The sequence below is a fragment of the Microbacterium sp. NPDC055903 genome, from assembly GCF_053615555.1.
Genome location: NZ_JBSHCA010000001.1, coordinates 440,556 through 466,321, shown reverse-complemented (window position 1 = coordinate 466,321; position 25,766 = coordinate 440,556). Strand labels below are relative to the sequence as shown.

Genomic DNA, 25,766 nt, shown 5'->3' with positions numbered 1-25,766 from the left:
AAAGAATCGACACAGGAGAACTAGTGCTCGACGCAACAACCTTCGATGAGCTTCGCATCGGCCTCGCCACCGCAGACGACATCCGCGGATGGTCGTACGGTGAGGTCAAGAAGCCCGAGACCATCAACTACCGCACGCTCAAGCCCGAGAAGGACGGCCTCTTCGGCGAGCAGATCTTCGGACCGAGCCGCGACTGGGAGTGCGCCTGCGGCAAGTACAAGCGCGTCCGCTTCAAGGGCATCGTCTGCGAGCGCTGCGGCGTGGAGGTCACCAAGAGCTCCGTCCGTCGTGAGCGCATGGGACACATCGAGCTCGCCGCTCCCGTGACCCACATCTGGTACTTCAAGGGCGTGCCCTCGCGCCTCGGGTACCTGCTGGACATGGCTCCGAAGGACCTCGAGAAGGTCATCTACTTCGCCGCCTACATGGTGATCTCGGTCGACGAGGATGCTCGTCACCGCGACCTCGCCACGCAGGAGAACAACATCCGCCTCGAGCTGAAGACGCTCGCGGACCGTCGCGACTCCAAGATCGCCGCGCGCCTGGCCAAGCTGGAGGAGGAGCTCGCAGCCCTCGAGGCGGAGGGCGCCAAGGCCGACGCCAAGAAGAAGGTCAAGGACGCCGCCGAGAAGGAGATGGCTCAGCTCCGCAAGGGCACCGACGAGCAGATCGCCAAGCTCGAGCGCGTCTGGGAGGACTTCCGCACGCTCGAGGTCGGCGCCCTGCGTCCGGAGGACGATGTCTTCCACGAGCTGCAGGACCGGTTCGGTCAGTACTTCGAGGCCCACATGGGTGCCGAGTCGATCCAGCGCCGTCTCGCGGCGTTCGACCTGGCCGCCGAGGCCGAGAACCTGCGCCTGCAGATCTCCGAGGGCAAGGGGCAGCGCAAGATCCGCGCGATCAAGCGCCTCAAGGTCGTCAGCTCGTTCCTCGAGACCGGCATGAGCCCGGCCGCGATGGTCCTGGACGTCGTCCCGGTCATCCCGCCGGAGCTGCGCCCGATGGTCCAGCTCGACGGTGGCCGCTTCGCCACCAGCGACCTGAACGACCTCTACCGTCGCGTGATCAACCGCAACAACCGTCTTCGTCGTCTGATCGACCTCGGCGCCCCCGAGATCATCGTCAACAACGAGAAGCGGATGCTGCAGGAAGCCGTCGACGCCCTGTTCGACAACGGCCGCCGCGGTCGCCCCGTCACCGGTACCGGCAACCGCGCCCTGAAGTCCCTGAGCGACATGCTCAAGGGCAAGCAGGGTCGCTTCCGCCAGAACCTGCTCGGAAAGCGCGTCGACTACTCCGGCCGTTCGGTCATCGTCGTCGGCCCGCAGCTCAACCTGCACCAGTGCGGTCTGCCCAAGCAGATGGCGCTCGAGCTGTTCAAGCCGTTCGTGATCAAGCGCCTCATCGACCTCGGTCACTCGCAGAACATCAAGGCAGCCAAGCGTGCCGTCGAGCGCACCCGTCCCGAGGTCTGGGACGTGCTCGAGGAGATCATCCGCGAGCGCCCCGTGCTGCTGAACCGCGCTCCCACCCTGCACCGCCTGGGTATCCAGGCCTTCGAGCCGCAGCTCGTCGAGGGCAAGGCCATCCAGCTGCACCCGCTCGTCTGCGCCGCCTTCAACGCGGACTTCGACGGTGACCAGATGGCCGTGCACCTGCCGCTGTCGGTCGAGGCCCAGGCCGAGGCCCGCGTGCTGATGCTCGCCTCGAACAACATCCTGAAGCCGTCCGACGGCCGCCCGGTGACCCTGCCCTCGCAGGACATGATCATCGGCCTGCACCACCTGACCACGGTCAAGGAGGGTGCTGCCGGTGAGGGTCGTGCGTTCGGCTCCGTCGCAGAGGCGCTGCTCGCCAAGGACGAGGGAACCCTCGACCTGCAGGCGAAGGTCCGCATCCGCATCCCGGGTCTGACCTTCCTCGAGGGCGAAGCGCCCGAGGGCTACGAGCGTCACGGTCTCGTGGACGCCTCGCTCGGACAGGCGATCTTCAACGACGCGCTGCCGAAGGGCTACCCCTTCGTGCGCGAGCAGGCCGACAAGGGCAAGCTGTCGCAGATCGTCAACAAGCTGGCCGAGGAGTACCCCAAGGTCGAGACGGCGGCGACGCTGGACCGCATCAAGAACGCCGGCTTCTACTGGGCGACCCGTTCGGGTGTGACCGTCGCGCTGAGCGACATCCTCACGCCGCCGAACAAGAAGGAGATCGTCGCGGGCTACGAGAAGCAGGCCGCGAAGGTCCAGGGCCAGTTCGAGAAGGGTCTCACCACCGACGCCGAGCGTCGTCAGGAGCTCATCAAGATCTGGACCGAGGCGACCGACGAGGTCCAGGCCGCGATGAAGGCCCACTTCCCGGCGGACAACACCATCAACCGCATGGTGTCCTCCGGCGCCCGTGGTAACTGGCTGCAGATCCGCAACATCGCGGGTATGCGAGGCCTGGTGAACAACCCCAAGGGTGAGATCATCCCGCGTCCGATCATCTCCTCGTACCGCGAGGGTCTGTCGGTGGCGGAGTACTTCATCGCCACGCACGGTACCCGTAAGGGTCTGGCCGACACCGCTCTGCGTACTGCAGACTCGGGTTACCTGACCCGTCGTCTGGTGGATGTCTCGCAGGACGTCATCATCCGCGAGGAGGACTGCGGCACGTCGAAGGGCCTGGAGCTGCCGATCGCCGCTCCGAACGCCGCCGGCGAGCTGGTCCGTGACGCGAACGTGGAGAACTCCGTGTTCGCCCGTACGCTCGCCTCCGACGTGGTGGACGCCAAGGGCGAGGTCGTCGCGACGGCCGGTGAGGACGTCGGCGACGTGCTCATCGACAAGCTGGTCGCGCTCGGCGTCGAGACCATCAAGGTCCGCTCGGTCCTGACCTGCGACTCCGCCGTCGGCGTCTGCGCGCAGTGCTACGGCCGCTCGCTGGCCACCGGCAAGACGGTGGACATCGGCGAGGCCGTCGGCATCATCGCGGCGCAGTCGATCGGTGAGCCCGGTACCCAGCTGACGATGCGTACGTTCCACACCGGTGGTTCGGCATCGGCGGATGACATCACCCAGGGTCTGCCCCGTGTGCAGGAGCTGTTCGAGGCGCGTACCCCCAAGGGCGCGTCCCCGATCGCCGAGGCCGACGGCCGCATCACGATCGACGAGACCGACAAGGCCAAGAAGGTCATCCTCACGCCCGACAACGGCGACGAGGCTGTGGTGTACCCGGTCCTGAAGCGTGCCACCCTCCTCGTCGAGGACGGCCAGCACGTCACGGTCGGTCAGCCGCTGCAGGTCGGAACGCTCGACCCCAAGGAGGTCATGCGCGTCATGGGTGCCCGCGAGGTGCAGCGTTACCTCGTCGGCGGCGTGCAGGGCGTGTACCGCTCGCAGGGTGTGCCGATCCACGACAAGCACATCGAGGTCATCGTGCGCCAGATGCTGCGGAAGGTCACCGTGGTCGACCACGGCGACACGACGCTGCTGCCCGGTGAGATGGTCGACCTGAAGCGCTACCAGCAGATCAACCGCGAGGCCGTGGGCGAGGGCAAGCGTCCCGCATCCGGCCGTCCGGAGCTGATGGGTATCACCAAGGCGTCGCTCGCCACGGAGTCCTGGCTGTCGGCCGCATCCTTCCAGGAGACGACCCGCGTTCTCACGCAGGCCGCCATGGAGGGCAAGCGCGACCCGCTGGTCGGTCTCAAGGAGAACGTCATCATCGGTAAGCTCATCCCGGCCGGAACCGGTCTGTCTAAGTACCGCAACATCACGGTCGAGGCGACGGAAGAGGCCAAGAGCGAGCGCTACCCGAACCGGATCTTCGCATCCGACGGTGCGTACGCCGACGGCGACTTCGGCTACGTCGACTTCGACGCGTTCTCGACGGACGACATCACGCCCGGCACCTACAACTGATTGAGGCGAGCGCCGGCGAGCTTGCTCGTCCGGCCGAGCCGATTGAAGTTGTGGAGTGACGCAGTCGCGACACAACTGATCCAGGCGTTCAGCCGAGGCCTCGGCCCCTCTTCGTAGGGCCGGGGCCTCGGTCGTTCCCGGAGGGGGCTGATGTGGTCGCCTCGGATGCCGGGAAGCGGCGATTCGGGACCCCACCGCGGCCTGGTGGCCATCATGCCGGAGCGCAGCGTCGGCCGAGGCGGTAGGTTCGGAGCGTGACCGCAGAGAGCAAGCACGCCGTCGTCATCGGAGACGCCCTGATCGATGAGATCAGGGATGACATGGGAGTGCGCGAGCTGGTCGGGGGTGCGGCGCTCAACGTCGCGGTCGGGCTCCGTCGCCTCGGCGCACCGACGACCCTCATCGCGATGGTGGGTGAAGATGAGGCCGGCGATCACATCCGCGAGTACCTGGCCGACCATGACGTCCGGCTGATCGCGAGCGCGGCTCCTCGCGGCTCATCCAGGGCGATCGTGACGCGATCCCACGGAGGGGAGCCGACATACGTCTTCAACGAGGCGGCCCAGCGGCGCAGCATCCGATACTCGGCCGAGGCGGAGGAGGCGATCGCGGAAGCGGGCATCGTCGCGATCAGCTGCTTCCCCTTCGACGTGCGCGAGGAGGTCGATGCGCTGGCCGCTGTCCTCGGGAACGCACGGCTCGCGCTCGATCCGAATCCGCGATCGGGGATGCTCAGTGACAGGGGCGAGTTCGTCCGCGGCTTCGAAGGAATGGCCGCGAGGGCGGAGCTGGTGAAGGTCGGCGCCGATGACGCGGCGCTGCTGTACGACGGCGATCTCGACGCGCTTCGGTTTCGCCTGATGTCCCTGGGCGCGTCCGCGGTGCTGGCGACGGCCGGTGCGGATGGCGCAGTTCTGACGACGGATGCCGGCACGGTGCGCGCACCGATCGCCGCGCTCGCGCAGCCGATCGTCGACACCGTGGGAGCGGGCGATGCGACGCTGGCCGCCGTCGCCGACGGTCTCCTCCTCGGGGCTCCGACGGATGCCGAGGGGTGGCACGCCCTGCTCGATCGCGCCATGTCGATCGCCGCGGCGACCTGCCGCGGAGAGGGCGGCCTGCTGCGTACGCCGGAGTCGCTGGTACGGGGCGACGGCACGGGACTCAGCACCTGATCACTCGATTTCTTCCCCCGCAGTCGGACGGGTATGATGATTACTCGTGCCCCCGGTTGGCTGTTCAAGTTGGACGGGTGCGCATTGGCGAGTTACCCAAGCGGCCAAAGGGATCTGACTGTAAATCAGACTGCACTGCATTCGGGGGTTCGAATCCCTCACTCGCCACCAAGAAAACCCCTGCTAGCAGGGGTTTTTCCGTACCATCCTCGCAGTTCATAGACTGGGGGGATGCGAGCGCTCACCGAAGCGGACGTCCGTGCGTCCTTCGTCAATGCGGATGCCGATGAACTGCGCGTGATGGCGATGCCGCACGACTTCCTGCTCGTCGACTGGGACTACCTCGATTTCTTCGCCTGGCGGGACCCGGGTGTGGCGCGCCGTGGCTACGTCCTCGTCCAGCAGGCCGATGGCCTCGTGGGCGTCGTCCTCCGAGCATCCGAGCCCGGTCGGGGCCGCAACGGAATGTGCAACATCTGCCACACCATGCAGCCGGGCAATCAGGTGGTGCTCTACTCGGGGCGGCGCGCTGGCGCGGCCGGTGCGCGCGGGGACAGCGTGGGGACCTACATCTGCGCCGACCTGTCGTGCCACGAGAACGTCCGGCTCGCCCATCCGCTCGCTCCGAACGAGATCCGTGCGGCAGGTCAGGTCGACTTCCGGCTGGACGGCACCCGGCGTCGGATGGAGGGCTTCGTCGGACGGATCTGCGATCAGGGCTGAGGTTACGCTGGAACCTCGCAGAACTCGCGCTTCGAAGGAGATGCCATGAGCGACCCCATCCTGCTGACCGTGACGGACGGGCTCGCACGCCTCACCCTGAACCGTCCGGAGCGGCTGAACGCCTTCAATGCCGCCCTCGCCCACGCATGGCGGGATGCGACGGCGGAGGCGACCGGGCGCGGCGACGTTCGCGCGATCCTCATCGACGCGGCGGGGCCGTCCTTCTGTGCGGGCGGCGACGTCATCGACATGGCCGAGACGATGGGGTCGGGTGCCGAGATCACCTCCTTCGCCGAGGTGATCAACACCGGCATCCGCTCGCTCGTGGAATCGGCCATCCCGGTCGCAGCCGCCGCGCACGGCACGACCGCCGGGGGAGGTCTGGGAATCCTGCTCTGCAGCGACTACGCGGTGATCGGCGCATCGTCGAAGATCGGCAGCCTGTACGCGAACATCGGCCTGACGCCCGACCTGTCCGTGTCGGCGCAGCTTGCCCGCGCGGTCGGAGAGCGAAGGGCGCTGCAGCTCGTGCTCCAGGATCGGATGCTGTCGGCCGAGGAGGCCGTGGAATGGGGGCTCGCCGCCGAAGCCGTTGAGGGTGCGGATGCCCGGGAAGAGGCCGACCGCGTCCGTGCGCGTGCAGAGGCCGTCGCCCGGTTCTGGATCGAGGGCGCGGCGGGTGCCTATGGCGAGGCGAAGAGGCTGATCCGGTCGCAGCCGGGGCGCTCGTTCGCCGCGCAGCTCAGCGAAGAGGCGCAGACCATCGGTGCGGCGTTCGATACACCGGAGGCGCAGGCGAGGGTGGCGGGATTCGCCGCCGCATCCGCTCGGCACCGCTCCTGAGCGGGCGCCGCGACCTCCCCGCGATGTCGCCGGCGCGTGGCAGGATGAGAGCATCGCCGATGACGAGAGGATCGCCATGTCGCAGCCGGAGGCCGTCGCCGCAGAGAAACCGAACACCTCGCTCCTGATCAGGGGGGCGATCTGGATCGCGATCGGGGCGCTCATCGCGGCCGCGCTCGTCTGCGTCGTGTGGGTGCTGATCGGAGACCAGGACGGCCTGATCGCCCGCGCCTTCCTCACGGTGCTCCTGCTCGCAGGGTTCGCGGGCATCGCACTGCTCGAGTCGAGCCTGGCGCGCAACCGTCCGGACTGGCTCGCCCTGGCGAGCATGATCACCTGGATCGTCGCCCTCCTGGTCGGAGCGGTGAAGATCTGGCTGCCCGAAGACGGCGCGTACTTCGGTGTCGCCGAACGCTTCTTCCAGTTGCTGCTCGTGGTGGGGATCCTGCAGCTGACCCTGCTGCACGCCCGGCTCTTCCTCCCCGCGGCGTCGCGGTACGTGACGGTGTTCACTCGCGTGATCCTCTACGTCACGCTCATCTTCCTCGTGGCGCTCGCGGCGATGCTGATCTTCTTCCTGACGTTCCCGCATACGATCCGCTACGACGAACTCTACTGGCGCGTCGTGGTCTCGCTCGCGATCCTGACCGCGGTCGGCACGACCCTCATCCCGTTGCTGAACGCCCTGTTCGCTCCCAAGAAGCCGCAGTCCGCCCCGGCCGCGGTGGCGCAGCAGTGGCCGACGTATGCCGACGGCGTCACGCCGCTGCCGGTGCTCCCGGACGGCTCTCCCGACTGGAACGCCTACTACACCGGATACCCCACCGCCGTCGCACCGGCGCCGCAGCAGCTCGCGCCCGGCTATGCGGCTGCCCTCCCGCCGGCCGCCCCGGTGCAGGCGGATCCCGTCTGGCCGGCGCCGCCCGCGTCCAGTCCTGAGGCGGCCTGGGACGCGTCGTACGCGGATGCGGCGGCAGCCTACCCGGCATCGGCCGCGGAGCCTGCGGCGACGGAGACTCCGCAGCCGCAGGAGCAGCCGCAGCCACCCGTGCCGCCGCAGGTTCAGGAGCAGCCGCCCGTGCCTCCCGCCCCGCCTGCCCCGCCCGCCCCTCCTGTGCCGCCCGCACCCGCCGCTCCGTGATGCCGCATCCTGACGCGTCGGCTCTGCGCGAGCTGGCGATCGACATCGCCCGCGAAGCAGGGGACCTCGCTCGCATGCGCAGGGCCGCCGGTGTGGCCCTCGCTGCGACCAAGTCGACTCTGGCTGACATCGTCACTGAGGCCGACCGTGAGGTGGAAGACCTCATCAAGGCAAGACTTCAGGCGGAGCGCCCGGGAGACGGCTTCCTCGGAGAGGAGTCCGGCGCGGCGGAGACCAGCACGGGGATCACCTGGGTGGTCGACCCGATCGACGGCACGGTGAACTACGCCTACGGCATCCCTTCGTACAGCGTGAGCATCGCCGCCGTGAGCGGGGGAGCGGGTCCCGAATCCTGGCAGGACGTCGCGGGTGCCGTGTACGGCCCTGCTCTCGGCGAGCTGTTCTCGGCGGCAGCGGGGGAAGGCGCCTGGCACGAAGGCGCGCGCCTCGCGGTCACCTCCGAGACGCCGGCCGGGGCGCTGCTCGCCACGGGCTTCGGCTATGACCCGTCCACGCACGACGGCGACCTCGCGACGGTCCGCAAGGTCATGCCGATGGCCAGGGATCTGCGCAGAGGCGGATCGGCCGCGCTGGATCTCGCCTATGTCGCCGCAGGGCGCATGGACGGGTTCTTCGAGCGAGGGCTGAAACCCTGGGACTTCGCCGCGGGCGCCATCCTCGTCCGTGAAGCGGGCGGTCTCGTGAGCCGCTTTGACATCGCGTCACCGCGCCCGATGCTCGTCGCAGGAGGGACAGTGGTGCACGATCGGCTCCGGCAGCTCTGCGATTCGCCGGATTGACGGCGCGCACATGGCATTCCCAGGCCCGAAAGGGTAGGGTTTATCTGATCGTTACCTTTGCCGCCCGAAACGGCAAGGTTCTCAGCTTCCCCCAGAGCCGACCGAGAGATACGTCTTGCCCTTTGATACCCCCGAGGCCGAGCCTGCGCTGACGCGCCGCTCGAGCCGTGCACGGAACGCGCCTGCCGCGACCGATGCTCACGGGACCTCTTCGGCGCAGGGAGCCGAGCCGGTCATCCCTCTTTCCCGCCGGGCCGCACGCGCTTCCCGGAACGCGTCATCCCCTGTGGATCTCACTCCGGTCGCCGCTGCCGAGGCTCGTCGCCCTGCCCGCGGCGAGGTTCCCGCTGTTCCTGTTCCGCAGGAGACCGTCGAGCAGATCTTCGCCGAGTCCGTCGTGGTCGTGACCCCCGATCCGGCTGCGGTCGTCGAGGCGGAGACGCTCGAGAACCCCTCTGAGACGCCGTCCGTCGAGGAGAGCATCCGCGAATCGTTCTCCGCCGCCCCTGAGAGCGGTGGCGAAGACCTCTTCCTCGCCGCGTCCGCGACGTTCCGCTCGCAGGCTCCGGACTCCGACCCGCGCGCCGTCGATTCCGACGTTGCCGGTGATCGGCAGACGGATGCTCCGCAGGAGCCAGAGCATGTCGCCAAGCGCCGCCCGCGCGCGCTGCGCAAGGCTGTCGCGGCCGGCGCCTCGCTGTCGGTCATGGGCCTCGCCGGTCTGCTCGCCGTCTCGATGACGCTTCCTGCAGAAGCTCTTGCGGCGACGCAGGGCGGCTCGAACGCCACGGCCTCGGCCTCGCTGGTCACCGCCGGCACCGTTCTCGCCGGCGGTGAAGAGGTCGATGAGGACGAGATCCAGGCGTTCGTCACTTCCTCGGATGTGGCCAACGACACGCTCGCGCGCACCGAGGGGTTCTCCACGGTCTCGCTGGTCGATCTCGCGGCGGAGCAGGGCATCCGGTACTCCGACTCGCTGTACACGAACGACCCGAACGCCGCGATCCAGTGGCCGTTCGTCGTCGGTGTCGGCATGAGCTCGGGATACGGCCAGCGCTGGGGTCGCCTGCACGCCGGAATCGACCTCGTGCCCGGCGAAGGCGCGCCGATCCAGTCGATCGCCGCGGGTACCGTTCGCATCGCGACGGAGTCCGGGGGCGCATATGGTGTGACGGTCTACATCGATCACATCATCGACGGCGAGGTCATCACGAGCCACTACTCGCACATGCAGTACGGCTCGCTGCGGGTCAAGGCCGGCGACACCGTCGATGTGGGCGACATCGTCGGTCTCGTGGGCAACACGGGGCGCTCCTACGGCGCGCACCTGCACTTCGAGATCATCATCAACGGCTCGACGGTCGACCCGCTGCCGTGGATGAACGCCAATGCCGGACGCTACGACGGAGTCACCTCCCCGGTTTCGTGACCGGGCCTGGAGGATGGTATTGTTTTCTGGTTGCCTTCACGAAGGCAGCACGCCCCGATAGCTCAGTGGCAGAGCACTTCCATGGTAAGGAAGGGGTCGTCAGTTCAATCCTGACTCGGGGCTCGCAGCATTCCGTTCGCGAGAAGAATGCCTTGCGGCAGGGTAGCTCAGTTGGTGAGAGCGCACGACTCATAATCGTGAGGTCGCGGGTTCAAGCCCCGCTCCTGCTACAGATGAAAACCCCCGGTTCTCCGGGGGTTTTGTCGTTCCTGCCGAATGGTCCCGCCGTGGCCGCGACGACGTCCCGCGCTCATCAGTCGAGATCGAAATGACACCGCGGAGGGCTTGCAAGGGTGCTTATTCGATCCCGCCAAGGGCGGGCAGCCGGGACCAGCGCTCGAAATGCTCGAGATCAGGGGCCGGTGTTCAGCCAGGAGCCCCGCTTCGGGCGATTCCGCCAGGCCTCGATCGCCTCGGGGGTGAGGTCATCGCGGTCCCAGAGGTAGCCGGAGACATTGCCGATGGGCATCGGCAGGACGTCGCCGGTCTGCGAGGCCTCGTCGGCCAGGCGACGTCGGAGCGTCTGCCGCAGGGACGCCGGGGCGACGCCGAGCAGCTCGGCGACCTCGTCGATGGTCGCGTACCGCGCGGTGAAGCGCTCGTCGTCGGTCGCGTTGCGCAGCGCTCGCGGGCGGCCGGTTGCGTCCTTGTCGGTCATGTCCTGCACTGTAGCAAGCCCGCAACGGATCAGGACGACGTCCGGGATCGGCTGTAGCGCTCGATGTCGACGTTGAAGCGATGCAGATCATCGGCGAAGCGGGCTATCTCGGCATCGGTCCAGTCCTCCAGGATGCGTTCCAATGCCCGGATGCTGCGCTCGCGCGAGGCGCTCATGCGCTCGAGGCCTGTTTCGGTGAGCGCGAACTTGCGGGCGACCCCTCCGTCAGGGTCGGCGATGCGCTCCACCAGCCCTGCCTTGAGCGCCGCGCCGGTCTGGCGCTGCAGCGTCGAGGCGTCCAGGCGCAGAGCATCGCTCAGTTCGGCGATGCTCATCGGCCCCTGCGCATTCACCTTGCTCAGCAGCGTGTAGATGCTCCGGTCGATCGCTCCCTCGTGCTGCTGCCTGGCGATGGCGAAACGGCTCTGCAGCATCTGCTCGTACTCGATGTCCGCGATGCGCCGTCGCACGGCATCCTGCTCGTCCATATCTCGATCCTAGAGCGACAGCTCACTTAATGTGTAGAATGCATATGTACGATACATATTTAAGAGATCGGAGATCTCGCATGACGGCATCCGCACCTCGCCCCGGCCTCATCGTCGGTGTTCTCGCCTTCGCGGGCATCGCATCGTCGCTGACGCAGACGATGGTGACCCCGCTCATCGCGCAGTTCCCATCGATCCTCGCCACCTCGTCCTCGAACACGGCATGGATCGTCACGGCAACACTTCTCGCCGCGGCCGTCGCCGTGCCCATCTCCGGACGCCTCGGGGATCTGTTCGGCAAGAAGCGGATGATCATGATCGTCTCGATCCCGCTGATCCTCGGCGGAGTCGTCTGCGCCATCGCGCCGACCGTCGAGGTGATGATCGTGGGTCGTGCGCTGCAGGGCATCGGATCGGGCATGGTTCCGCTGGGCATCGCCCTGCTGAGGGACGCAGTGCCGCGGGAGCGGCTCTCATCCGCGATCGCCACCGTGAGCGCGACGCTCGGCGTCGGCGGAGCGATCGGGATGCCGCTGTCGGCCGCCGTCGTGGAGTTCTCCGACTGGCGAGTGCTGTTCTGGGCAGGCAGCGGCGTGACCGTCTTCGCCGCACTCGCCGTGTGGTTCGTGGTCCCCGCGATGCCTGCCGGGGCGGCAGGTCAGCGCTTCGACGGCCTCGGCGCGGTGGGCCTCGCAATCGGGCTGGTCTCCTTCATCCTCGCCATCTCCAAGGGCGCGGAGTGGGGCTGGGCATCGCCGCTCACCATCGGGCTGCTCGCCCTGGCCGCGTTGGCGTTCGCGGGGTGGGGGCTGTGGGAGCTTCGCGTGAAGCATCCGCTCGTCGACCTCCGCACCACCGCGCGCCCGCGCGTGCTGCTCACCAACATCGCCTCGATCTTCGTCGGATTCGGGATGTACGCCAGCATGCTCGTGATGCCCCAGGTGCTGCAGCTGCCGTCTCAGACCGGGTACGGGCTCGGGCAGTCGATCCTCGCCGCGGGGCTCTGGATGGCACCCGCCGGCCTCATGATGCTCCTTCTGTCACCGGTGGCCGGCCGACTCATCGATGCGAAGGGACCGAAGTTCACCCTCGTGCTCGGCGTGCTCATCCTCGCCGCGGGCTACGGGGTCGGGCTGCTGGGCATGGGAAGCACGTGGGGGCTCCTCGTCACCGGCCTCGTGATCAACAGCGGCGTCGCGTTCGCCTACGGTGCCATGCCGGCGATCATCATGGGCGCGGTGCCGCGCAGCGAGACGGCGGCGGCGAACGGCTTCAACACCCTCATGCGCTCGCTCGGCACGACGATCGGCGCCGCGATCATCGGCGTCGTCCTGGCCGAGATGACCATCCCTCTCGGCGAGGTCGCTGTCCCCAGTGAGACCGGCTTCCGGGTGGCGCTCATCATCGGGGCCGGCGTCGCGGGGGTGGCCGCGATCATCGCGCTGCTGATCCCGGCCGCCCGTCCGAAGAGTGAGGCCGTGGTGCCCGCCGGACAGGAAATGCCCGTCACAGCATCCTGAGCGACACAGCACGGGTCGGGTGGTGCGCCGGTGAACCGTCGCACCACCCCGGCATCTACAGCTCCGCGCCCGCCTCGACGTAGCTCAGGTCGTTCACGCTCTCCACGCTCCATTCGCCGTCGTCGCAGACGAGCACGCTCACCGCGGCGTTCTCGATCCCCGTCGTCACCGAGCTGAGGTCGGTGCCGAGAGCTCCGAGCACGGTCATGATCGTGATGCCGCTCGAGACGACGAGGACGTCGTCGTCACCATCCTCCGTCGCGCGTTCAGCGATCTCCTCGAGTGCGGCGAGTGCGCGACCTGCGACGTCCGCGGATGTCTCTGCTGTGAGGTCGGTGCCCTCGGATCCGGTGGCGATGGCATCCAGTGCATCGGTGAACGAGAAGCCTCCCGCGTCCGCGAACATCGCCGCGGTGTCTGCATATCCCATCGCGGAGGCTGCGAAGTCCCACATCTCGCCGTTCGAGGCGCCCTCGAAGCGGCCGAAGGAGATCTCGCGGAGGCGCTCGTCGCGCACGGGCTCGAGATCGGATCCGCCGGCCTGTAGCGCGAGCGACGCGGTGTCGAAGTGGCGGACCATGTCGGCGGAGTACGCCGCGTCGAACTCGATGCCCGCGGCGTCCAGTCCGAGGCCGAGGTCCTCGGCGTCTGCCTCGCCCGCGGCGACGAGCGGGCTGTCTGCCCATCCCTGTGCGCGATCGAGCTCGTTGAGCATGGTCTCGCCGTGGCGGGTGAGGTAGATCGTGACGGGACCGTCGGGCTGGGTCGCGGTCGTCTCCGCCTCCTCCGCTGCGGGGGAGCAGGCACTGAGCGTCACCGCTGCGGCGGCGACGGATGCGATGGCGATGGCGCGGTGAATGCGGTGGCTGGGCAAGGGAATCTCCTCTGATCTCCGGTGCGGTCGCGTCGTCCGTGACGCGATGCATTCGAAACCGTACTCCAAACCAGACCGTCTGGTAGATGAAAACCGACCGATTGGTTACTGATGTGATCGAGGATGCCGCGGATCGTGGCCGATCCGTAACACTTACGAAACAGGCCGTATCGTATCGTTGTCGCATGGCATCCGAAGAGAAGGCGGGTCGTCCCACCGACGAAGACCTCACCCGGCGCATCCTCGAGGCGACCGGACGGCTGCTCGGTGAGAGCGGGTACGCCGCGCTGAGCGTCGAGAAGGTCGCGAAAGCGGCCCTGTGCGGCAAGGCGGCCATCTATCGCCGGTACCCCGACAAGGGGAGGCTCGTCGCCGCCGCCCTGCAGGCGCAGGTCTCCCTCGGTCGCACCCCCGACAGCGGTGACGTGCGGCGAGACCTCCTCGACCATGCCCTGCAGAATCAGCGCAACCAGGAACTGTCCCCCGAGCAGAGCCATGGCCTGCGCGCCATGTTCGAACCCGACGTCTTTCCCTCCCTCTGGGAGGGGTTCTTCCAGCACCGCCGCGCACAGGGGATCGAGATCATCGACCGTGCCATCGCCAGAGGCGAGCTCCCCGCCGATGTCCACCACGACATCATCCTCGACACGATCGCCGGGCTCACCCTGTACCGGCAGTCGGTCAAGCGCACCCGCATCCACGAACAGCATTACATCGACATCATCGATGCTCTCGTGACCCGACCGCCGCGCCGTCTCGACGACGCCGACGAACAGGCCCTTCATGTCCACTGACACCCCCGTCACCCAGTCCCTGCCGAAGGTGAGCGCTCGCGCCGTCGTCGGCTTCCTCATCTTCTGCGAGCTTGCCAGCGGCTTCGTGCAGGGCTTCTACGCCCCGTTGCTCGGCGAGATCGCCGGTCACCTTCAGGTCTCCGACGCGGACATCACCTGGTTCCTCACCGTGCAGACCCTCGCGGCTGCCGTGTGCGTTCCGCTGCTCTCGAAGCTCGGCGACATCTTCGGACATCGCCGGATGCTTCGTATCGCCGTCGTGGCCGTGCTCATCGGCACGCTCGTGACCGCCTTCCTGCCCAGCTACGAGCTCGTGCTCGCCGCGCGCATCCTCGTCGGCCCCCTGGCCGTCTGGCTGCCGCTCGAGATCGCTCTCGTGCACAACCGGATCAAGGGAGAGACGGCTCGCACCTCGATCGGACTCCTCGTCTCGTGTCTCACCGGTGGAGCGATCCTGGGGACGATCTCGGCGGGAGTGTTCTCCGCCGTTCTGCCTTCGCTCACCCTCACGTTGCTCGTGCCGGTCGTGTTCGTGCTGGTCAGCACCTACGCCGTCTTCTTCAAGGTGCCCGAGTCCACGTCGCGCACGGGGGCGAAGATCGACGTGCTCGGATTCATCGGCATCGGTCTCGCGATGGTGACGCTGCTCTTCGGGCTCCGCCTCGCCTCCAGCGAGGGCTTCGCCTCGGCGGCGACGATCGGAACCCTTGTCGCCGCGCTCGTCATCTTCGGGCTCTGGGTCGTCTGGGAACTGCGCGCCACCGCCCCGGCCATCGACATCCGCCTGATCGTCTCGCCGCGTCTCGGCCCGGTCTACCTGACGGCGTTCCTCTTCGGCATGGTGATGTTCGGTGCGCAGTCTCCCTCGACCACCTTCCTCACCGCGGATCCTGCGGAGACGGGGTACGGCTTCGCCGCATCGGCGGGCACGGCATCGGCGGTGACCGCTGTCGTCACGATCCTCGCGACGGCAGGCGCGGCGACGTTCGCACCCCTCGCGCGCCGCATCGGCATCCGCGCGGTGCTCGTGACGGGCGCATCGCTGGCCGCATCCGGATCGCTCATCCAGATCGCGTTCCACGACCACCTCTGGCAGATCTTCCTCATCTCGGCCATCAACGGCATCGGCATGGGCTTCCTGCTCGGAGCGCTGCCCGCTCTCGTCGCCGAGCTCGCGCCGAGCGACGACACCGGCATCGCCGCCGGGGTGTACAACTCGCTGCGCACGCTGGGCGGATCGGCTGCCGGGGCGGTCTTCGCGGTGCTGCTGGCCGCCTTCACGGCGTCCGGCTCCCTGTCCTCCTCGATCGGCGGCTACATCACGATCTGGAGCGTGTGCGCCGCCGCATTCCTCATCGCTGTCGTCGCGCTCTCCGTCATGCGGATGCCGAAGGCGACGACCGACCCCACCACGGAAGGCTGACCATGACCACCCCCGACTTCGCCGCAGAGGCCCGTGCCGTCCTCCCCGGGCTCGTGGAGCTCCGTCGTGCGCTGCACGCCGACCCCGAGCTCGGTCTCGACCTGCCCCGCACGCAGCGGAAGGTGCTCGACGCTCTGGAGGGACTGCCGCTCGAGATCACGACAGGAACCAGGACGACCTCGGTCGTGGCCGTGCTCCGTGGCGCCCTCCCCGGGCCGACGGTGCTGCTGCGCGGCGACATGGACGCGCTGCCGATCGAGGAGGCGACCGGGCTCGACTTCGCATCGACCAACGGCAGCATGCACGCTTGCGGCCATGACCTTCACACCGCGGGGCTGGTCGGCGCCGCGAAGCTCCTCGCCGCGCGCCGCGAGACGCTGCACGGTTCGGTGATCTTCATGTTCCAGCCCGGTGAAGAAGGCCACGGCGGAGCGAAGGTCATGCTCGACGAGGGTCTGCTCGATGCCGCGGGCGACAAGCCCGTCGCTGCGTATGCGATCCACGTCGCACCGGGGCCGCGCGGCGTGTTCGCCACTCGGTCGGGCGCCGTCGCCGCGGGCTCCAACCAGCTGTACGTCACCGTCAACGGCCGAGGCGGTCACGGGTCTCAGCCCCAGCAGACGCTCGATCCGGTTCCCGCCGCGGCCGAGATGGTGCTCGCCCTGCAGAGCTTCGTCACGCGCCGCTTCGACGCCTTCGATCCCGTGGTCCTCTCGGTCACCCGTGTGTCCACGGGCGACGGCGCGGTGAACGTCATCCCCGAGAAGGTCGAACTCGCCGCGACGGTGCGCAACATGTCGCCGGCGTCCCTGGCGACTCTGAAGGACGGGCTGCCGAGGGTCATCGCAGGGGTGGCCTCTGCACACGGTCTCACCGCAGATGTGCGGTTCGACACGATGTACCCGGTGACGGTGAACGCGGAAGCGGAGACCGCTGAGACCGTTGACGTGCTGCGCGGAGTGTTCGGGGAGCAGCGCGTGATGATCATGCCCACCCCGATGATGGGGTCCGAGGACTTCGCGTTCGTCCTCGACGAGGTGCCAGGCACCTTCATCGCGCTGATGACGTCGCCGCCCGAGGCGGATCTTGCGACGGTGGAGTGGAACCACTCGCCGCGGGTGGTGTTCGACGACGCGGTTCTCGGCGATCAGGCCGCCGCGCTCGCCGCTGTCGCTTTCGCTCGCACCGCCAGGGGCTGACTCCCGCCGCGCAGGGCGACGTGGCGCCGCGCACCCGTCGAGATCAGTGGCTCTTGTGGTCGCATCCCTGCTCGGGAGGCGGCCACAAGAGCCACGTCGCTGCACCCCCTCGGCTCAGGCGATCGCGCGCAGGCCGTCGACGAGCGGCGTCGTCGGGCGGCCGATGAGCTTCGACAGCGTGCCATCCGTGTCGGCGAGTGCGCCACCGGCGATGCCTGCGTCCAGCGCCGTCACGAACCCGACCGTGCCCGCGTCGAGCCCTGCCGCCTCGAGCTCCGCCGCATGCGCCTCTGTCGTGAGAGGCGTGTACTCGACCGGTCGGCCGACGACCTCGGAGATCGCCTCCGCCAGGTCGGCGTAGTTCCAGGCGACGTCCCCGCCCAGCTCATAGACCTGTCCGAGGTGACCGTCCTCCAGGAGCACGACGGCTGCGGCATCCGCGAAGTCCTTGCGGCTCGCCGAGGCGACGCGTCCCTCTCCGACGCTCGCGACCAGGACGCCGGATGCTCCGGCGCTCTGGAGGTCGCCCGCGTAGTTCTCGGTGTACCAGTTGTTGCGCAGGATCACCGCGGGGATGCCGGATGCCGCGATGAGCTCTTCGGTGGCCTTGTGCTCCGGCGCGAGCACGAGATCGCTCGTGGTCGCCTTCGGGGCGCTGGTGTAGACGAGCTTGGCGACGCCCGCCGCGGCGGCCGCATCGATGACGGTCTTGTGCTGGGCCACACGCTGGCCGACTTCGGAGCCGGAGATCAGCAGAACAGTGTCAGCGCCGGCGACGGCGGCGGTGACACTGGCGGCATCGGCATAGTCCAGGGCGACGACCGCGACGCCCTTGGCGGCGAGATCCGCGGCCTTCGTGGTGTCGCGCGCGCCGGCGATGATCGACTCGGCGGGAGCGCCGCGCTCCAGCAGGCTGTCGATGACGAGGCGGCCGAGCTGGCCGGTTGCTCCGGTGACGAGGATGCTCATGGGTTGTCCTTTCGTGATGACATCGGTGACAACCGCTCAGCACACCCGACGCATTCCGAAGCGCTGGTACCCACTTTCAGGTAAGGTACCTACATCATGGTGAGTTTTGCGCAGTTGAAGGAGCAACGGCCGCTCGTCTTCGATCAGGGCTGCAGTACGCGGGTCGTCCTCGATCACGTGATGAGCAAGTGGGGCGTGCTCGTGCTCTCGGCACTCTCCGACGGCACCCGGCGGTGGGGCGAGCTGCGCCGGGAGGTCGGCGGCATCAGTGAGAAGATGCTCGCCTCGACGCTTCGCACGCTCGCCGACGACGGGCTCGTGCACCGCGAGTCTTTCCCGACGGTGCCGCCGCACGTCGAGTACAGCCTGACGCCGCTGGGGCGCGACCTGATGGATCGGATGCTGCCGCTGATGGAGTGGGTCGCCGATCACGCAGACGGGATGCTCGGCCGAGACGCCTGACCTCTTGACCGCGCGGTTCTCGTGGTCATATGTTCACTGCATGTCGACGACGCCGATCTATCTCGAACGCCCGGAGGGCAAGGGTCTGGCGACCGGCACACTGGGGCTCTGGGGATCGACCGTCATCGGTCTGGCGTCCACGGCTCCGGTGTACTCGCTGGTCGCCTCGCTGGGCTGGGTGGTGATCGCCGTCGGTGCCCAGGCTCCGATCGCCTTCATCCTGGCCTTCATCCCGATGCTCCTCATCGCCTTCGCCTACCGCGAGCTCAACAACGCCGTACCGGACTGCGGGACGACGTTCACCTGGGGCACGAAGGCGTTCGGGCCGTGGGTCGGCTGGATGGGCGGCTGGGGCGTGGCCGTGGCGGGCATGGTCGTGCTTGCCAACCTCGCGCAGATCGCCTCCGTCTACTTCTGGTCGCTCTTCGATCAGGACCTCGAGAACAACGACCTGCGCGTGGTCCTCGTCGCCGTCGTCTTCATCGCTCTGATGACCTGGGTCAGCTGGCGCGGCGTCGAGATCGGCGAACGCATCCAGAACATCCTGCTCGGCGTGCAGTACCTCGCCCTCGCGATCTTCGTGATCGCGGCGTTCTGGCAGTTCGCCGCCGGAACTGCTCCGAATCCCACGCCGTTCGACTGGGAGTGGCTGAACCCCTTCGCCTTCACCGACTGGTCCGGCTTCACCGAGGCGATCCTGCTCGCGCTGTTCATCTATTGGGGCTGGGACACCTGCCTTGCCCTCAATGAAGAGACGAAGGACCCCAAGCGCATCCCCGGGCGCGCGGCCGTGCTCACCTGCGTGATCCTGCTCGTGACCTATGTCGCGGTCACGATCTCGGCGATGATGTACGCCGGGCTCGGCGAGAGCGGCACGGGCCTGGGCAACGAGGCGAACGCCGACGACTTCTTCCTCGCCATCAAGGACGGCCTGCTCGGCCCGTTCGGCTGGTTCCTCGTGCTCGCCGTGATCATCTCGGCGATCTCGTCGACGCAGACCACGATCCTGCCGACCGCCCGCGGCACGCTCGCGATGGGGGTGTACCGTGCGCTTCCCGCGAAGTTCAAGGAAGTGCACCCGCGCTTCAAGACCCCGTCGTTCTCGACGATCGTGATGGGTGTCGTCGCGATCTGCTACTACGTGGCCATGACCCTGATCAGCGACAACATCCTGCAGGACTCCATCCTCTCGCTCGGTCTCGCCATCGCGTTCTACTACGCCATCACCGGCTTCGCCTGCGTCTGGTACTTCCGTCGGGACCTCACCCGCTCGGCACGCGACTTCTTCTTCAAGGGACTCTTCCCGCTGCTCGGCGGCGTGCTGCTGGCCGGGGCGTTCGTGCAATCGGCGATCGACATGTGGGACGTCGACTACGGCTACACGGTGATCTGGGGCATCGGCGGCACCTTCGTCGTCGGCATCGGCTCGCTCGCCGTCGGTCTCGTGCTGATGTTCGTCTGGTATCTCTTCCCGCGGTCGAAGCGGTTCTTCGCCGGGGAGAGTCTGAACCGCGACACGCAGGTCATGGTGCCAGACGAGCCGGGGGAGGTCATCCGCTCGATCGACGGCGGGATCTGACGCCTCAGGCCTGCGTTACGCGCGGTTACCGACCGAATCGGCGCGCGGAGCATCCCCGTGTTTCACTCGACCCGTGAACAGCAAGAGTGTGAAGAACAAGGTCCTGTCCGCGATCGGCGTTCTGGCCGCCGGTGCCATGACGTTGTCGATGGCCGCCTGCGCGACGGGCGGCGACGAGGCGGAGGGCGGTTCCGAGGAGAGCAGCAAGGTCGTCCTCGTCGCAGACGACGGCACCGAGGCGCACTGGACCATCCTCAAGGACAAGCTCGCCGAGGAGGGCATCGACCTCGAGGTGCAGACCCTCACCGACGGCGTCCAGCTGAACCAGGCCGTGCAGGACGGCGAGGCCGACATCAACCTGTTCCAGCACCTGATCTTCCTCGCGGACTTCAACGTCAACAGCGGCGGCACCCTCGTTCCGGTCGGAGCGACGGCGGTGTACCCGCTGGCGCTGTACTCCGAGCAGTACTCCGACGTGGCCGACATCCCCGAGGGCACCACGGTCGCGATCCCGAACAACCCGACCAACCTGTCCCGCGCGCTTCTGAACCTGCAGAGCGCCGGCCTGCTCGAGCTCGCCGACGGCGGCAGCGCCTACTCCTCCGAGGCGGACATCCTCTCCAGCAAGGTCGAGATCCTCGCCGTGGACTCCAACCAGACGGTCACGGCGCTCAAGGACGGCAGCGCCCAGGCGGCTGTCGTCAACAACACCCAGGCGCAGAAGGGCGGACTGGGCGACGACCTCATCATCTACAAGGAGGATCTCGACAACCCCGAGCTCGCTCCCTACATCAACGCGTTCGTCGTGAAGGATGAGAACAAGGATGACCCGCGCTGGCAGACCATCGTCGACGCGTACCACTCCGCAGAGGTCGAGGCGGCCGTCACCGAGCTGAACCAGGGCAACCTGCAGTTCAAGGCGGACTGGACCGCCGAGCAGCTTCAGGACGAGCTCGCATCGCTCGAAGAGCTGCTCGCGGCACAGGGCTGACCTCACGGGGCGGTGGCCCCTGCGCGGTCGTGGAACAGAGAACGAAGGCAGTCCGATGAGCATCATCACGTTCGACCACGTCTCCAAGACGTTCCCCGGAACGCGCAGGGGTCCCGACGTCGCAGCACTCGACGACATCTCGCTCGAGGTGCAGCCGGGCTCGATCGTCGGGATCATCGGCTACTCCGGCGCGGGCAAGTCCACGCTGGTGCGCCTCATCAACGGCCTCGAGTCCCCGACGGCCGGCGCGGTGAACGTGCTCGGCGTCGACGTCGGCACGGCCTCTTCGGCGCAGTTGCGCGGCCTCCGCGGCCGGATCGGGATGATCTTCCAGCAGTTCAACCTTTTCTCCTCCCGGACGGTGCGCGGCAACGTCGCCTATCCGCTCAAGGTCGCGGGGTGGAAGAAGGTGGACATCACGGCCCGCGTCGACGAGCTCCTCGACTTCGTCGGCATCCGCGACAAGGCGGAGCGCTATCCCCGTGCGCTCTCCGGCGGCCAGAAGCAGCGCGTGGGCATCGCCAGGGCGATCGCGGCCAATCCGGAGCTGCTCCTGGCGGACGAGGCCACGAGCGCGCTCGATCCGCAGACCACCGGCGAGGTGCTCGCGCTCCTGAAGGAGATCAATCGGCGGCTCGGAATCACCATCGTCGTCATCACGCACCAGATCTCCGTCGTGCACGAGCTGTGCGACCAGGTCGTCGTCATGGACGGCGGACGCGTGGTGGATGCCGGTGACACCTACCGGGTCTTCGCCCACCCGCGGGCGGCGCTCACCGAGCGCTTCGTCGCGGCGGTCACCCAGGGCGTTCCCTCCGGCGACACCCTCGACGCGCTCGCCGCGGGCGGGGGAACACTCGTGAGCGTGGACGTCAACGAGTTCACCAGCGAGGACATCGGACGCGTCTTCGAGAGCCACGGCGTCCGGCACGCGGTCGTCTTCGGCGGCGTGACGGACATCCGGGGACGCCAGCTCGGCACGCTCACCTACCGGCTGCAGGGGGAGGACTCGGTGATCGACGGTGTCGTCACCGAGCTGTCTCAGCACACCAAGGCCGAGGTCCTCCGCCCGACGGACGAGAGCGCGACGGAGGTGGCATCATGATCGGCATCCGCACGGCGACGGACTGGACGACGCTCACTCCGGTGCTGCTGCAGTCCATCCAGGAGACGGTCTACATGGTCGTCGTCACGCTGCTCATCGGCGGCGTGGCGGGGCTCCTGATCGGTGCGGCGCTGTACGCGACGCGACCTGGCAACCTCTACGCGAATCGCGTCGTGTTCACCGTGCTGAACCTGCTCATCAATGTGATCAGGCCGATTCCCTTCATCATCTTCCTCACCGCGGTCGGGCCGGTGACCAAGCTCGTCGCGGGGACGACGCTGGGCACCGAGGCCGCGATCGTGCCGATGACGATCATGGCGGCCGTCGTGATCGGACGCGTCGTCGAGCAGAACCTCGTGGCGGTGGACCCCGGCATCGTCGAGGCGGCGCTGGCCATCGGGGCTCGTCGCTTCGCCATCCTGTTCGGGCTGGTGATCCCCGAGGCGCTCGCGCCGCTCATCCTCGGCTACACGTTCATGTTCATCGCTGTGGTGGACATGTCCGCCATGGCCGGGTACATCGGCGGTGGAGGCCTCGGCAACTTCGCGATCATCTACGGCTACCAGCAGTTCAACCAGGAAGCCACCTGGGTGACCGTGGCGATCATCATCGTGATCGTGCAGGTCGGGCAGATCTTCGGGAACTGGCTCGCCCAGCGCGTGCTGCGTCGCTGATCGGGTCCCTGATTCGTCCTAGGCTTGCCTCGTGCGCATCCGTCTCGACATCGCCTACGACGGCACGGGCTTCCGCGGCTGGGCGAAGCAGCCGGGTCTTCGGACCGTCCAGGGGACGCTGGAAGCCGCGCTCGAGCGGATCGCCGGATCACCGGTGCAGCTCGTCGTCGCAGGGCGCACGGATGCCGGAGTGCACGCCTCAGGGCAGGTCGCGCACGTCGACTTCGACGAGACGCAGTGGGAGAGGATCGCCGCGAGGCGGAGCAGGTCCACGACGGATCCCGCCGTGGCCCTGGCCGGCCGGATGCGAGGAGTGCTCGGCGCCTACTCCGATGTCACGGTGTCCTCCTCGTCGGCCGCGCCGGACGGTTTCGACGCGCGCTTCTCCGCCGTGTGGCGTCGATACCGGTACCGGTTGGCCGACGACGGCACGGGCTATGATCCGATGCGCCGCGATGACACCACCAGCATCCGCGGGAGTCTGGACGTCGATGCGATGGACGCCGCCGCGCGAACGCTGATCGGCCTGCACGACTTCGCGGCGTACTGCAAGGCGCGCGACGATGCGACGACCATCAGGACGCTGCTGGACTACCGGTGGCGGCGGGATGCCGATGGCGTGCTCGTCGCCGAGGTGAAGGCCGACGCGTTCTGCCACAGCATGGTGCGCGCGCTCGTCGGGGCCTGCGCCGCCGTGGGGGAGGGGCGTCTCGACGTGGCCGACCTCGTCGTGCTCCGCGATGCGCTCGCGCGCACGAGCGAGTTCAAGGTGCTCGCAGCCCGTGGGCTCACGCTGACCGAGGTCGGCTATCCGGCCGACGAGCTGCTGGCCGCGCGCGCGGATCAGACGAGAGCGCGGCGCGACGCCGAATGATGGCTTCCCGCCCGGCGGCAGTCTTGGGGTCGCGGCCAGGCGGGAAGCGGGCCGGGCTGTGCCCCCACACAGACGCCCGGCGGGCGGCTCCGGTCCCCTTCCGGGGAGGATGGTGAGGACCCGAGCCGTAGGACGAATCTACGGGAGCGGTCTTCACAGTCATTCGGCGAAGTGTGATGAGCGTGCTCGTGGACCGTATGCTGAGCGCAACGGCAGCACGCGCAGCGGGGGACGGAGCGCCACGATGGACGATGAACGCGACGGTTCGGAGGGATTCGCCGCCGAGTTCCGGGCTGCCGTGGCCGGTTCCGGCATGTCCCTCGGTGCCCTGCACAGGCGCCTCGCCGATCGGGGAAGCCCCGTCTCGATGGCGACGCTCAGCTACTGGCGCTCCGGGGCGCGCCAGCCGGACGGTGCGCCGTCGCTCGCCGCCGTCGAGGCCATCGAGGACGTGCTCGGGCTCGAACGCGGGCACCTGCTCGCGCGCATCCGTCCCGCAGCGCGAGTAGGAAGGGTTCCGGAGCCGAAGCCGGTCTTCGCCGCGCCCGATATCGATCTGGAGATCGCGGAGACCGCCGAGGCGCTGGGAACCGTCGCCCAGGCAGCACTGCGGGATCTCTCCGTCTCCATCACGGCCGATATCGATGCGCACGGCGATCTCTCGCACCAGTCGACGAGGGCCCTGATCCAGGCGACGGAGGGCACGCTGGCCGAGGTGCCGCTCTACGATCTCGCGATTCCCGGAACCGATGAGACGAAGACGATCACCCGCATCACCGGAGCCCGCGTCGATCGGAGCATGCGGCATCCCGCCGGTCGCATCGTCTGCGACGTCCTCGTCCTGGACGATCCGGTCGCCGCGGGCGCCACCGGGCTGATCGAATACACCGAGCTGATCCCGGTGGAGTATCCGGAACGGCGTACGGTCTGGCATGCGGTGGATCGGCCGAACAGACAGATCCTCATCTGGGCGCACTTCGCCGAGGGGGCGGAGCCCGATTGGTGCGAGGAGTACACCGAGGTCGACGGTGAGGAGACAGTGCGGATGCTGCCCGCGGGCCGTGCCTCGGTGCACACCGCGAGGTTCGGGTTCGGGCCCGGTGTGCTGGGCATCCGCTGGGGATACGACGGGGATGAGTGAGCGCGTGCGACATCGTCACCCGGCCCATAGGACGACGGGCTAGCGTGGAAGACGATGAAGGTCATCTCCTACAACCTGCGCAAGCATCGCGCCGCCGGTGAGCTGGACGAGCTCGTCGAGGAGCACGGCGCAGACGTGCTGTGCCTGCAGGAATGCGATGTCGAGGCGCTGCCCGACAGGGTCGGCGACCTCGTGCTCGCGAAGGCGACCCAGGGCAATCGCCTGGGGCTGGCGGTCTTCTATCGCGAGAACACCTTCCGGCTGCACTCGCTGCGCACGTTCGAGCTGAAGAAGTCCCTGCACGACCGGGTGCTGAAGCCGGCACATGAACGGGTGCTCGGCGTCCGCCTTCATGACATCGACGAGGGACGTGAACTGATCGTGGCGTCCTTCCACGCCGCTCCGCTGACGGCGCTGAACTCGCTGCGCCGTACCCAGATCCGCACCGCGCTCACCGAGCTGGAGGGGCTCGGCCCCGGCATCCCGATCCTCATGGTCGGGGACTACAACTACCCGGTGTTCAAGGAGAATCTCGGCCAGACGATCCGGGATCACGGCTACACGCTCACCCTGTCCGACGAGCGGACCTATACGCGCTACCGCGTGTTCAAGGGACACTACGATTTCGCGACATCCGAGGGGTTCGAGATCGACAGCATCCGGACCCTGCCGCAGCGCGCGAGCGATCATCGCCCCATCCTCATCACCGCCAGGACGACGGTGCCGGCCCGCTGAGTCCGTGTCCGTGGCGGGCAAGGCCGCGCAGATTCGACGAATACTCCCGGATGCCGTAAACTAACCCTTTGGTGCCCTACTGCGGCATCGCGAACGTGAGCCCTCCACTGGCGTGTTCCGCTTCGACAAGCTCGACCAGCTCAGCGAACTCGAAGAGAACCACCCCGGAGTGGGATTCACGAACCTCTCCGTTCGAACAAGAAAGCAGCA

General features: G+C 67.9%; 23 protein-coding genes and 3 tRNA genes. 22 read left to right on the top strand and 4 right to left on the bottom strand.

What is annotated here, in order from left to right; translation table 11 throughout:
• Nucleotides 1–23: 23 nt before the first annotated feature.
• The 10 genes from rpoC (at nt 24) to ACWGJP_RS02060 (ending at nt 10,240) form a co-directional block, all read left to right on the top strand.
• Nucleotides 24–3,899 carry a DNA-directed RNA polymerase subunit beta' gene (rpoC, locus tag ACWGJP_RS02105; RefSeq protein ID WP_452328095.1) on the top strand — a complete coding sequence of 1,292 codons (3,876 nt, stop codon included), beginning with the start codon at nt 24–26 and terminating at the stop codon, nt 3,897–3,899.
• Nucleotides 3,900–4,153: 254 nt separating this feature from the next.
• Nucleotides 4,154–5,074, top strand: a complete 921-nt coding sequence (locus ACWGJP_RS02100; protein WP_452328094.1) for a PfkB family carbohydrate kinase — start codon at nt 4,154–4,156, stop codon at nt 5,072–5,074.
• Between the two features lie 86 nt (nt 5,075–5,160).
• Nucleotides 5,161–5,245: transfer RNA gene (locus tag ACWGJP_RS02095), tRNA-Tyr, on the top strand.
• Nucleotides 5,246–5,305: 60 nt separating this feature from the next.
• Nucleotides 5,306–5,797, top strand: a complete 492-nt coding sequence (locus tag ACWGJP_RS02090) for an FBP domain-containing protein (RefSeq protein ID WP_452328093.1) — start codon at nt 5,306–5,308, stop codon at nt 5,795–5,797.
• Between the two features lie 45 nt (nt 5,798–5,842).
• Nucleotides 5,843–6,640 carry an enoyl-CoA hydratase/isomerase family protein gene (locus tag ACWGJP_RS02085; RefSeq protein WP_452328092.1) on the top strand — a complete coding sequence of 266 codons (798 nt, stop codon included), beginning with the start codon at nt 5,843–5,845 and terminating at the stop codon, nt 6,638–6,640.
• 76 nt (nt 6,641–6,716) lie between these two features.
• Entirely contained in the window at nt 6,717–7,781 is a 1,065-nt protein-coding gene (locus ACWGJP_RS02080) for a hypothetical protein (RefSeq protein ID WP_452328091.1), read from the top strand.
• Complete coding sequence (locus ACWGJP_RS02075) at nt 7,781–8,581, top strand: inositol monophosphatase family protein (RefSeq protein WP_452328090.1); 801 nt, start codon at nt 7,781–7,783, stop codon at nt 8,579–8,581. Before ACWGJP_RS02080 ends, ACWGJP_RS02075 begins: the two co-directional genes overlap by 1 nt.
• Before the next feature lie 286 nt (nt 8,582–8,867).
• Nucleotides 8,868–10,010 carry a M23 family metallopeptidase gene (locus ACWGJP_RS02070; protein ID WP_452328089.1) on the top strand — a complete coding sequence of 381 codons (1,143 nt, stop codon included), beginning with the start codon at nt 8,868–8,870 and terminating at the stop codon, nt 10,008–10,010.
• A gap of 51 nt (nt 10,011–10,061) precedes the next feature.
• A tRNA-Thr gene (locus ACWGJP_RS02065) sits at nt 10,062–10,133 on the top strand.
• Between the two features lie 33 nt (nt 10,134–10,166).
• Nucleotides 10,167–10,240: transfer RNA gene (locus ACWGJP_RS02060), tRNA-Met, on the top strand.
• Nucleotides 10,241–10,422: 182 nt separating this feature from the next.
• On the opposite strand, the gene ACWGJP_RS02055 is transcribed toward ACWGJP_RS02060, so the two are convergent.
• Both ACWGJP_RS02055 and ACWGJP_RS02050 read right to left on the bottom strand, forming a co-directional pair.
• The gene (locus tag ACWGJP_RS02055; protein ID WP_452328088.1) at nt 10,423–10,728 is read right to left on the bottom strand and encodes a hypothetical protein; all 306 of its coding nucleotides are present in this window, start codon (nt 10,726–10,728) and stop codon (nt 10,423–10,425) included.
• 29 nt (nt 10,729–10,757) lie between these two features.
• Nucleotides 10,758–11,216 carry a MarR family winged helix-turn-helix transcriptional regulator gene (locus ACWGJP_RS02050; protein ID WP_452328087.1) on the bottom strand — a complete coding sequence of 153 codons (459 nt, stop codon included), beginning with the start codon at nt 11,214–11,216 and terminating at the stop codon, nt 10,758–10,760.
• Nucleotides 11,217–11,296: 80 nt separating this feature from the next.
• Here ACWGJP_RS02050 and ACWGJP_RS02045 point away from each other — a divergent pair, with 80 nt between their 5' ends.
• Complete coding sequence (locus ACWGJP_RS02045; protein WP_452328086.1) at nt 11,297–12,736, top strand: MFS transporter; 1,440 nt, start codon at nt 11,297–11,299, stop codon at nt 12,734–12,736.
• A gap of 55 nt (nt 12,737–12,791) precedes the next feature.
• Here ACWGJP_RS02045 and ACWGJP_RS02040 read toward each other — a convergent pair whose 3' ends face one another.
• Complete coding sequence (locus tag ACWGJP_RS02040) at nt 12,792–13,610, bottom strand: histidine phosphatase family protein (RefSeq protein WP_452328085.1); 819 nt, start codon at nt 13,608–13,610, stop codon at nt 12,792–12,794.
• Nucleotides 13,611–13,795: 185 nt separating this feature from the next.
• Here ACWGJP_RS02040 and ACWGJP_RS02035 point away from each other — a divergent pair, with 185 nt between their 5' ends.
• The 3 genes from ACWGJP_RS02035 to ACWGJP_RS02025 are packed head-to-tail and all read left to right on the top strand — an operon-like array spanning nt 13,796 to nt 17,026.
• Nucleotides 13,796–14,404 carry a TetR/AcrR family transcriptional regulator gene (locus tag ACWGJP_RS02035; protein ID WP_452328084.1) on the top strand — a complete coding sequence of 203 codons (609 nt, stop codon included), beginning with the start codon at nt 13,796–13,798 and terminating at the stop codon, nt 14,402–14,404.
• Nucleotides 14,394–15,827, top strand: a complete 1,434-nt coding sequence (locus ACWGJP_RS02030; RefSeq protein WP_452328083.1) for an MFS transporter — start codon at nt 14,394–14,396, stop codon at nt 15,825–15,827. The genes ACWGJP_RS02035 and ACWGJP_RS02030 overlap by 11 nt, the downstream gene beginning before the upstream one ends.
• A 2-nt stretch (nt 15,828–15,829) precedes the next feature.
• Nucleotides 15,830–17,026 carry a M20 metallopeptidase family protein gene (locus tag ACWGJP_RS02025; RefSeq protein ID WP_452328082.1) on the top strand — a complete coding sequence of 399 codons (1,197 nt, stop codon included), beginning with the start codon at nt 15,830–15,832 and terminating at the stop codon, nt 17,024–17,026.
• A 114-nt stretch (nt 17,027–17,140) separates the two neighbouring features.
• Here ACWGJP_RS02025 and ACWGJP_RS02020 read toward each other — a convergent pair whose 3' ends face one another.
• Nucleotides 17,141–17,995 (bottom strand): SDR family oxidoreductase, encoded by an 855-nt coding sequence (locus tag ACWGJP_RS02020; RefSeq protein WP_452328081.1) that lies wholly within the window; start codon nt 17,993–17,995, stop codon nt 17,141–17,143.
• A 93-nt stretch (nt 17,996–18,088) separates the two neighbouring features.
• On the opposite strand from ACWGJP_RS02020, the gene ACWGJP_RS02015 reads away from it, so the two are divergent.
• The 8 genes from ACWGJP_RS02015 to ACWGJP_RS01980 all read left to right on the top strand — a co-directional run bounded on the left by ACWGJP_RS02015 (nt 18,089) and on the right by ACWGJP_RS01980 (nt 25,556).
• The gene (locus ACWGJP_RS02015) at nt 18,089–18,457 is read left to right on the top strand and encodes a winged helix-turn-helix transcriptional regulator (protein WP_452329481.1); all 369 of its coding nucleotides are present in this window, start codon (nt 18,089–18,091) and stop codon (nt 18,455–18,457) included.
• A 40-nt stretch (nt 18,458–18,497) separates the two neighbouring features.
• Nucleotides 18,498–20,036 (top strand): APC family permease, encoded by a 1,539-nt coding sequence (locus ACWGJP_RS02010; RefSeq protein ID WP_452328080.1) that lies wholly within the window; start codon nt 18,498–18,500, stop codon nt 20,034–20,036.
• 73 nt (nt 20,037–20,109) lie between these two features.
• Complete coding sequence (locus tag ACWGJP_RS02005) at nt 20,110–21,027, top strand: MetQ/NlpA family ABC transporter substrate-binding protein (RefSeq protein ID WP_452328079.1); 918 nt, start codon at nt 20,110–20,112, stop codon at nt 21,025–21,027.
• A gap of 55 nt (nt 21,028–21,082) precedes the next feature.
• On the top strand, nt 21,083–22,132 hold the full coding sequence (locus tag ACWGJP_RS02000; protein WP_452328078.1) for a methionine ABC transporter ATP-binding protein: 1,050 nt from the start codon (nt 21,083–21,085) through the stop codon (nt 22,130–22,132).
• Nucleotides 22,129–22,806, top strand: coding sequence for a methionine ABC transporter permease (locus ACWGJP_RS01995; RefSeq protein WP_452328077.1), 678 nt, complete (start codon nt 22,129–22,131; stop codon nt 22,804–22,806). Before ACWGJP_RS02000 ends, ACWGJP_RS01995 begins: the two co-directional genes overlap by 4 nt.
• A 31-nt stretch (nt 22,807–22,837) precedes the next feature.
• Complete coding sequence (gene truA, locus ACWGJP_RS01990; protein WP_452328076.1) at nt 22,838–23,680, top strand: tRNA pseudouridine(38-40) synthase TruA; 843 nt, start codon at nt 22,838–22,840, stop codon at nt 23,678–23,680.
• 244 nt (nt 23,681–23,924) lie between these two features.
• On the top strand, nt 23,925–24,821 hold the full coding sequence (locus tag ACWGJP_RS01985) for a hypothetical protein (protein WP_452328075.1): 897 nt from the start codon (nt 23,925–23,927) through the stop codon (nt 24,819–24,821).
• A gap of 54 nt (nt 24,822–24,875) precedes the next feature.
• Nucleotides 24,876–25,556, top strand: a complete 681-nt coding sequence (locus tag ACWGJP_RS01980) for an endonuclease/exonuclease/phosphatase family protein (RefSeq protein WP_452328074.1) — start codon at nt 24,876–24,878, stop codon at nt 25,554–25,556.
• Nucleotides 25,557–25,766 lie beyond the last annotated feature (210 nt).

Coding starts and splice junctions, on each gene's coding strand:
- ACWGJP_RS01995 (WP_452328077.1), top strand. CDS start 22,129: ATGATCGGCATCCGCACGGCGACGGACTGGACGACGCTCACTCCGGTG.
- ACWGJP_RS02010 (WP_452328080.1), top strand. CDS start 18,498: ATGTCGACGACGCCGATCTATCTCGAACGCCCGGAGGGCAAGGGTCTG.
- ACWGJP_RS02080 (WP_452328091.1), top strand. CDS start 6,717: ATGTCGCAGCCGGAGGCCGTCGCCGCAGAGAAACCGAACACCTCGCTC.
- ACWGJP_RS02055 (WP_452328088.1), bottom strand. CDS start 10,728: ATGACCGACAAGGACGCAACCGGCCGCCCGCGAGCGCTGCGCAACGCG.
- ACWGJP_RS02085 (WP_452328092.1), top strand. CDS start 5,843: ATGAGCGACCCCATCCTGCTGACCGTGACGGACGGGCTCGCACGCCTC.
- ACWGJP_RS01980 (WP_452328074.1), top strand. CDS start 24,876: ATGAAGGTCATCTCCTACAACCTGCGCAAGCATCGCGCCGCCGGTGAG.
- ACWGJP_RS02020 (WP_452328081.1), bottom strand. CDS start 17,995: ATGAGCATCCTCGTCACCGGAGCAACCGGCCAGCTCGGCCGCCTCGTC.
- ACWGJP_RS02045 (WP_452328086.1), top strand. CDS start 11,297: ATGACGGCATCCGCACCTCGCCCCGGCCTCATCGTCGGTGTTCTCGCC.
- ACWGJP_RS02050 (WP_452328087.1), bottom strand. CDS start 11,216: ATGGACGAGCAGGATGCCGTGCGACGGCGCATCGCGGACATCGAGTAC.
- ACWGJP_RS02000 (WP_452328078.1), top strand. CDS start 21,083: ATGAGCATCATCACGTTCGACCACGTCTCCAAGACGTTCCCCGGAACG.
- ACWGJP_RS02025 (WP_452328082.1), top strand. CDS start 15,830: ATGACCACCCCCGACTTCGCCGCAGAGGCCCGTGCCGTCCTCCCCGGG.
- ACWGJP_RS02030 (WP_452328083.1), top strand. CDS start 14,394: ATGTCCACTGACACCCCCGTCACCCAGTCCCTGCCGAAGGTGAGCGCT.
- ACWGJP_RS01985 (WP_452328075.1), top strand. CDS start 23,925: ATGGACGATGAACGCGACGGTTCGGAGGGATTCGCCGCCGAGTTCCGG.
- ACWGJP_RS02035 (WP_452328084.1), top strand. CDS start 13,796: ATGGCATCCGAAGAGAAGGCGGGTCGTCCCACCGACGAAGACCTCACC.
- ACWGJP_RS02075 (WP_452328090.1), top strand. CDS start 7,781: ATGCCGCATCCTGACGCGTCGGCTCTGCGCGAGCTGGCGATCGACATC.
- ACWGJP_RS02090 (WP_452328093.1), top strand. CDS start 5,306: ATGCGAGCGCTCACCGAAGCGGACGTCCGTGCGTCCTTCGTCAATGCG.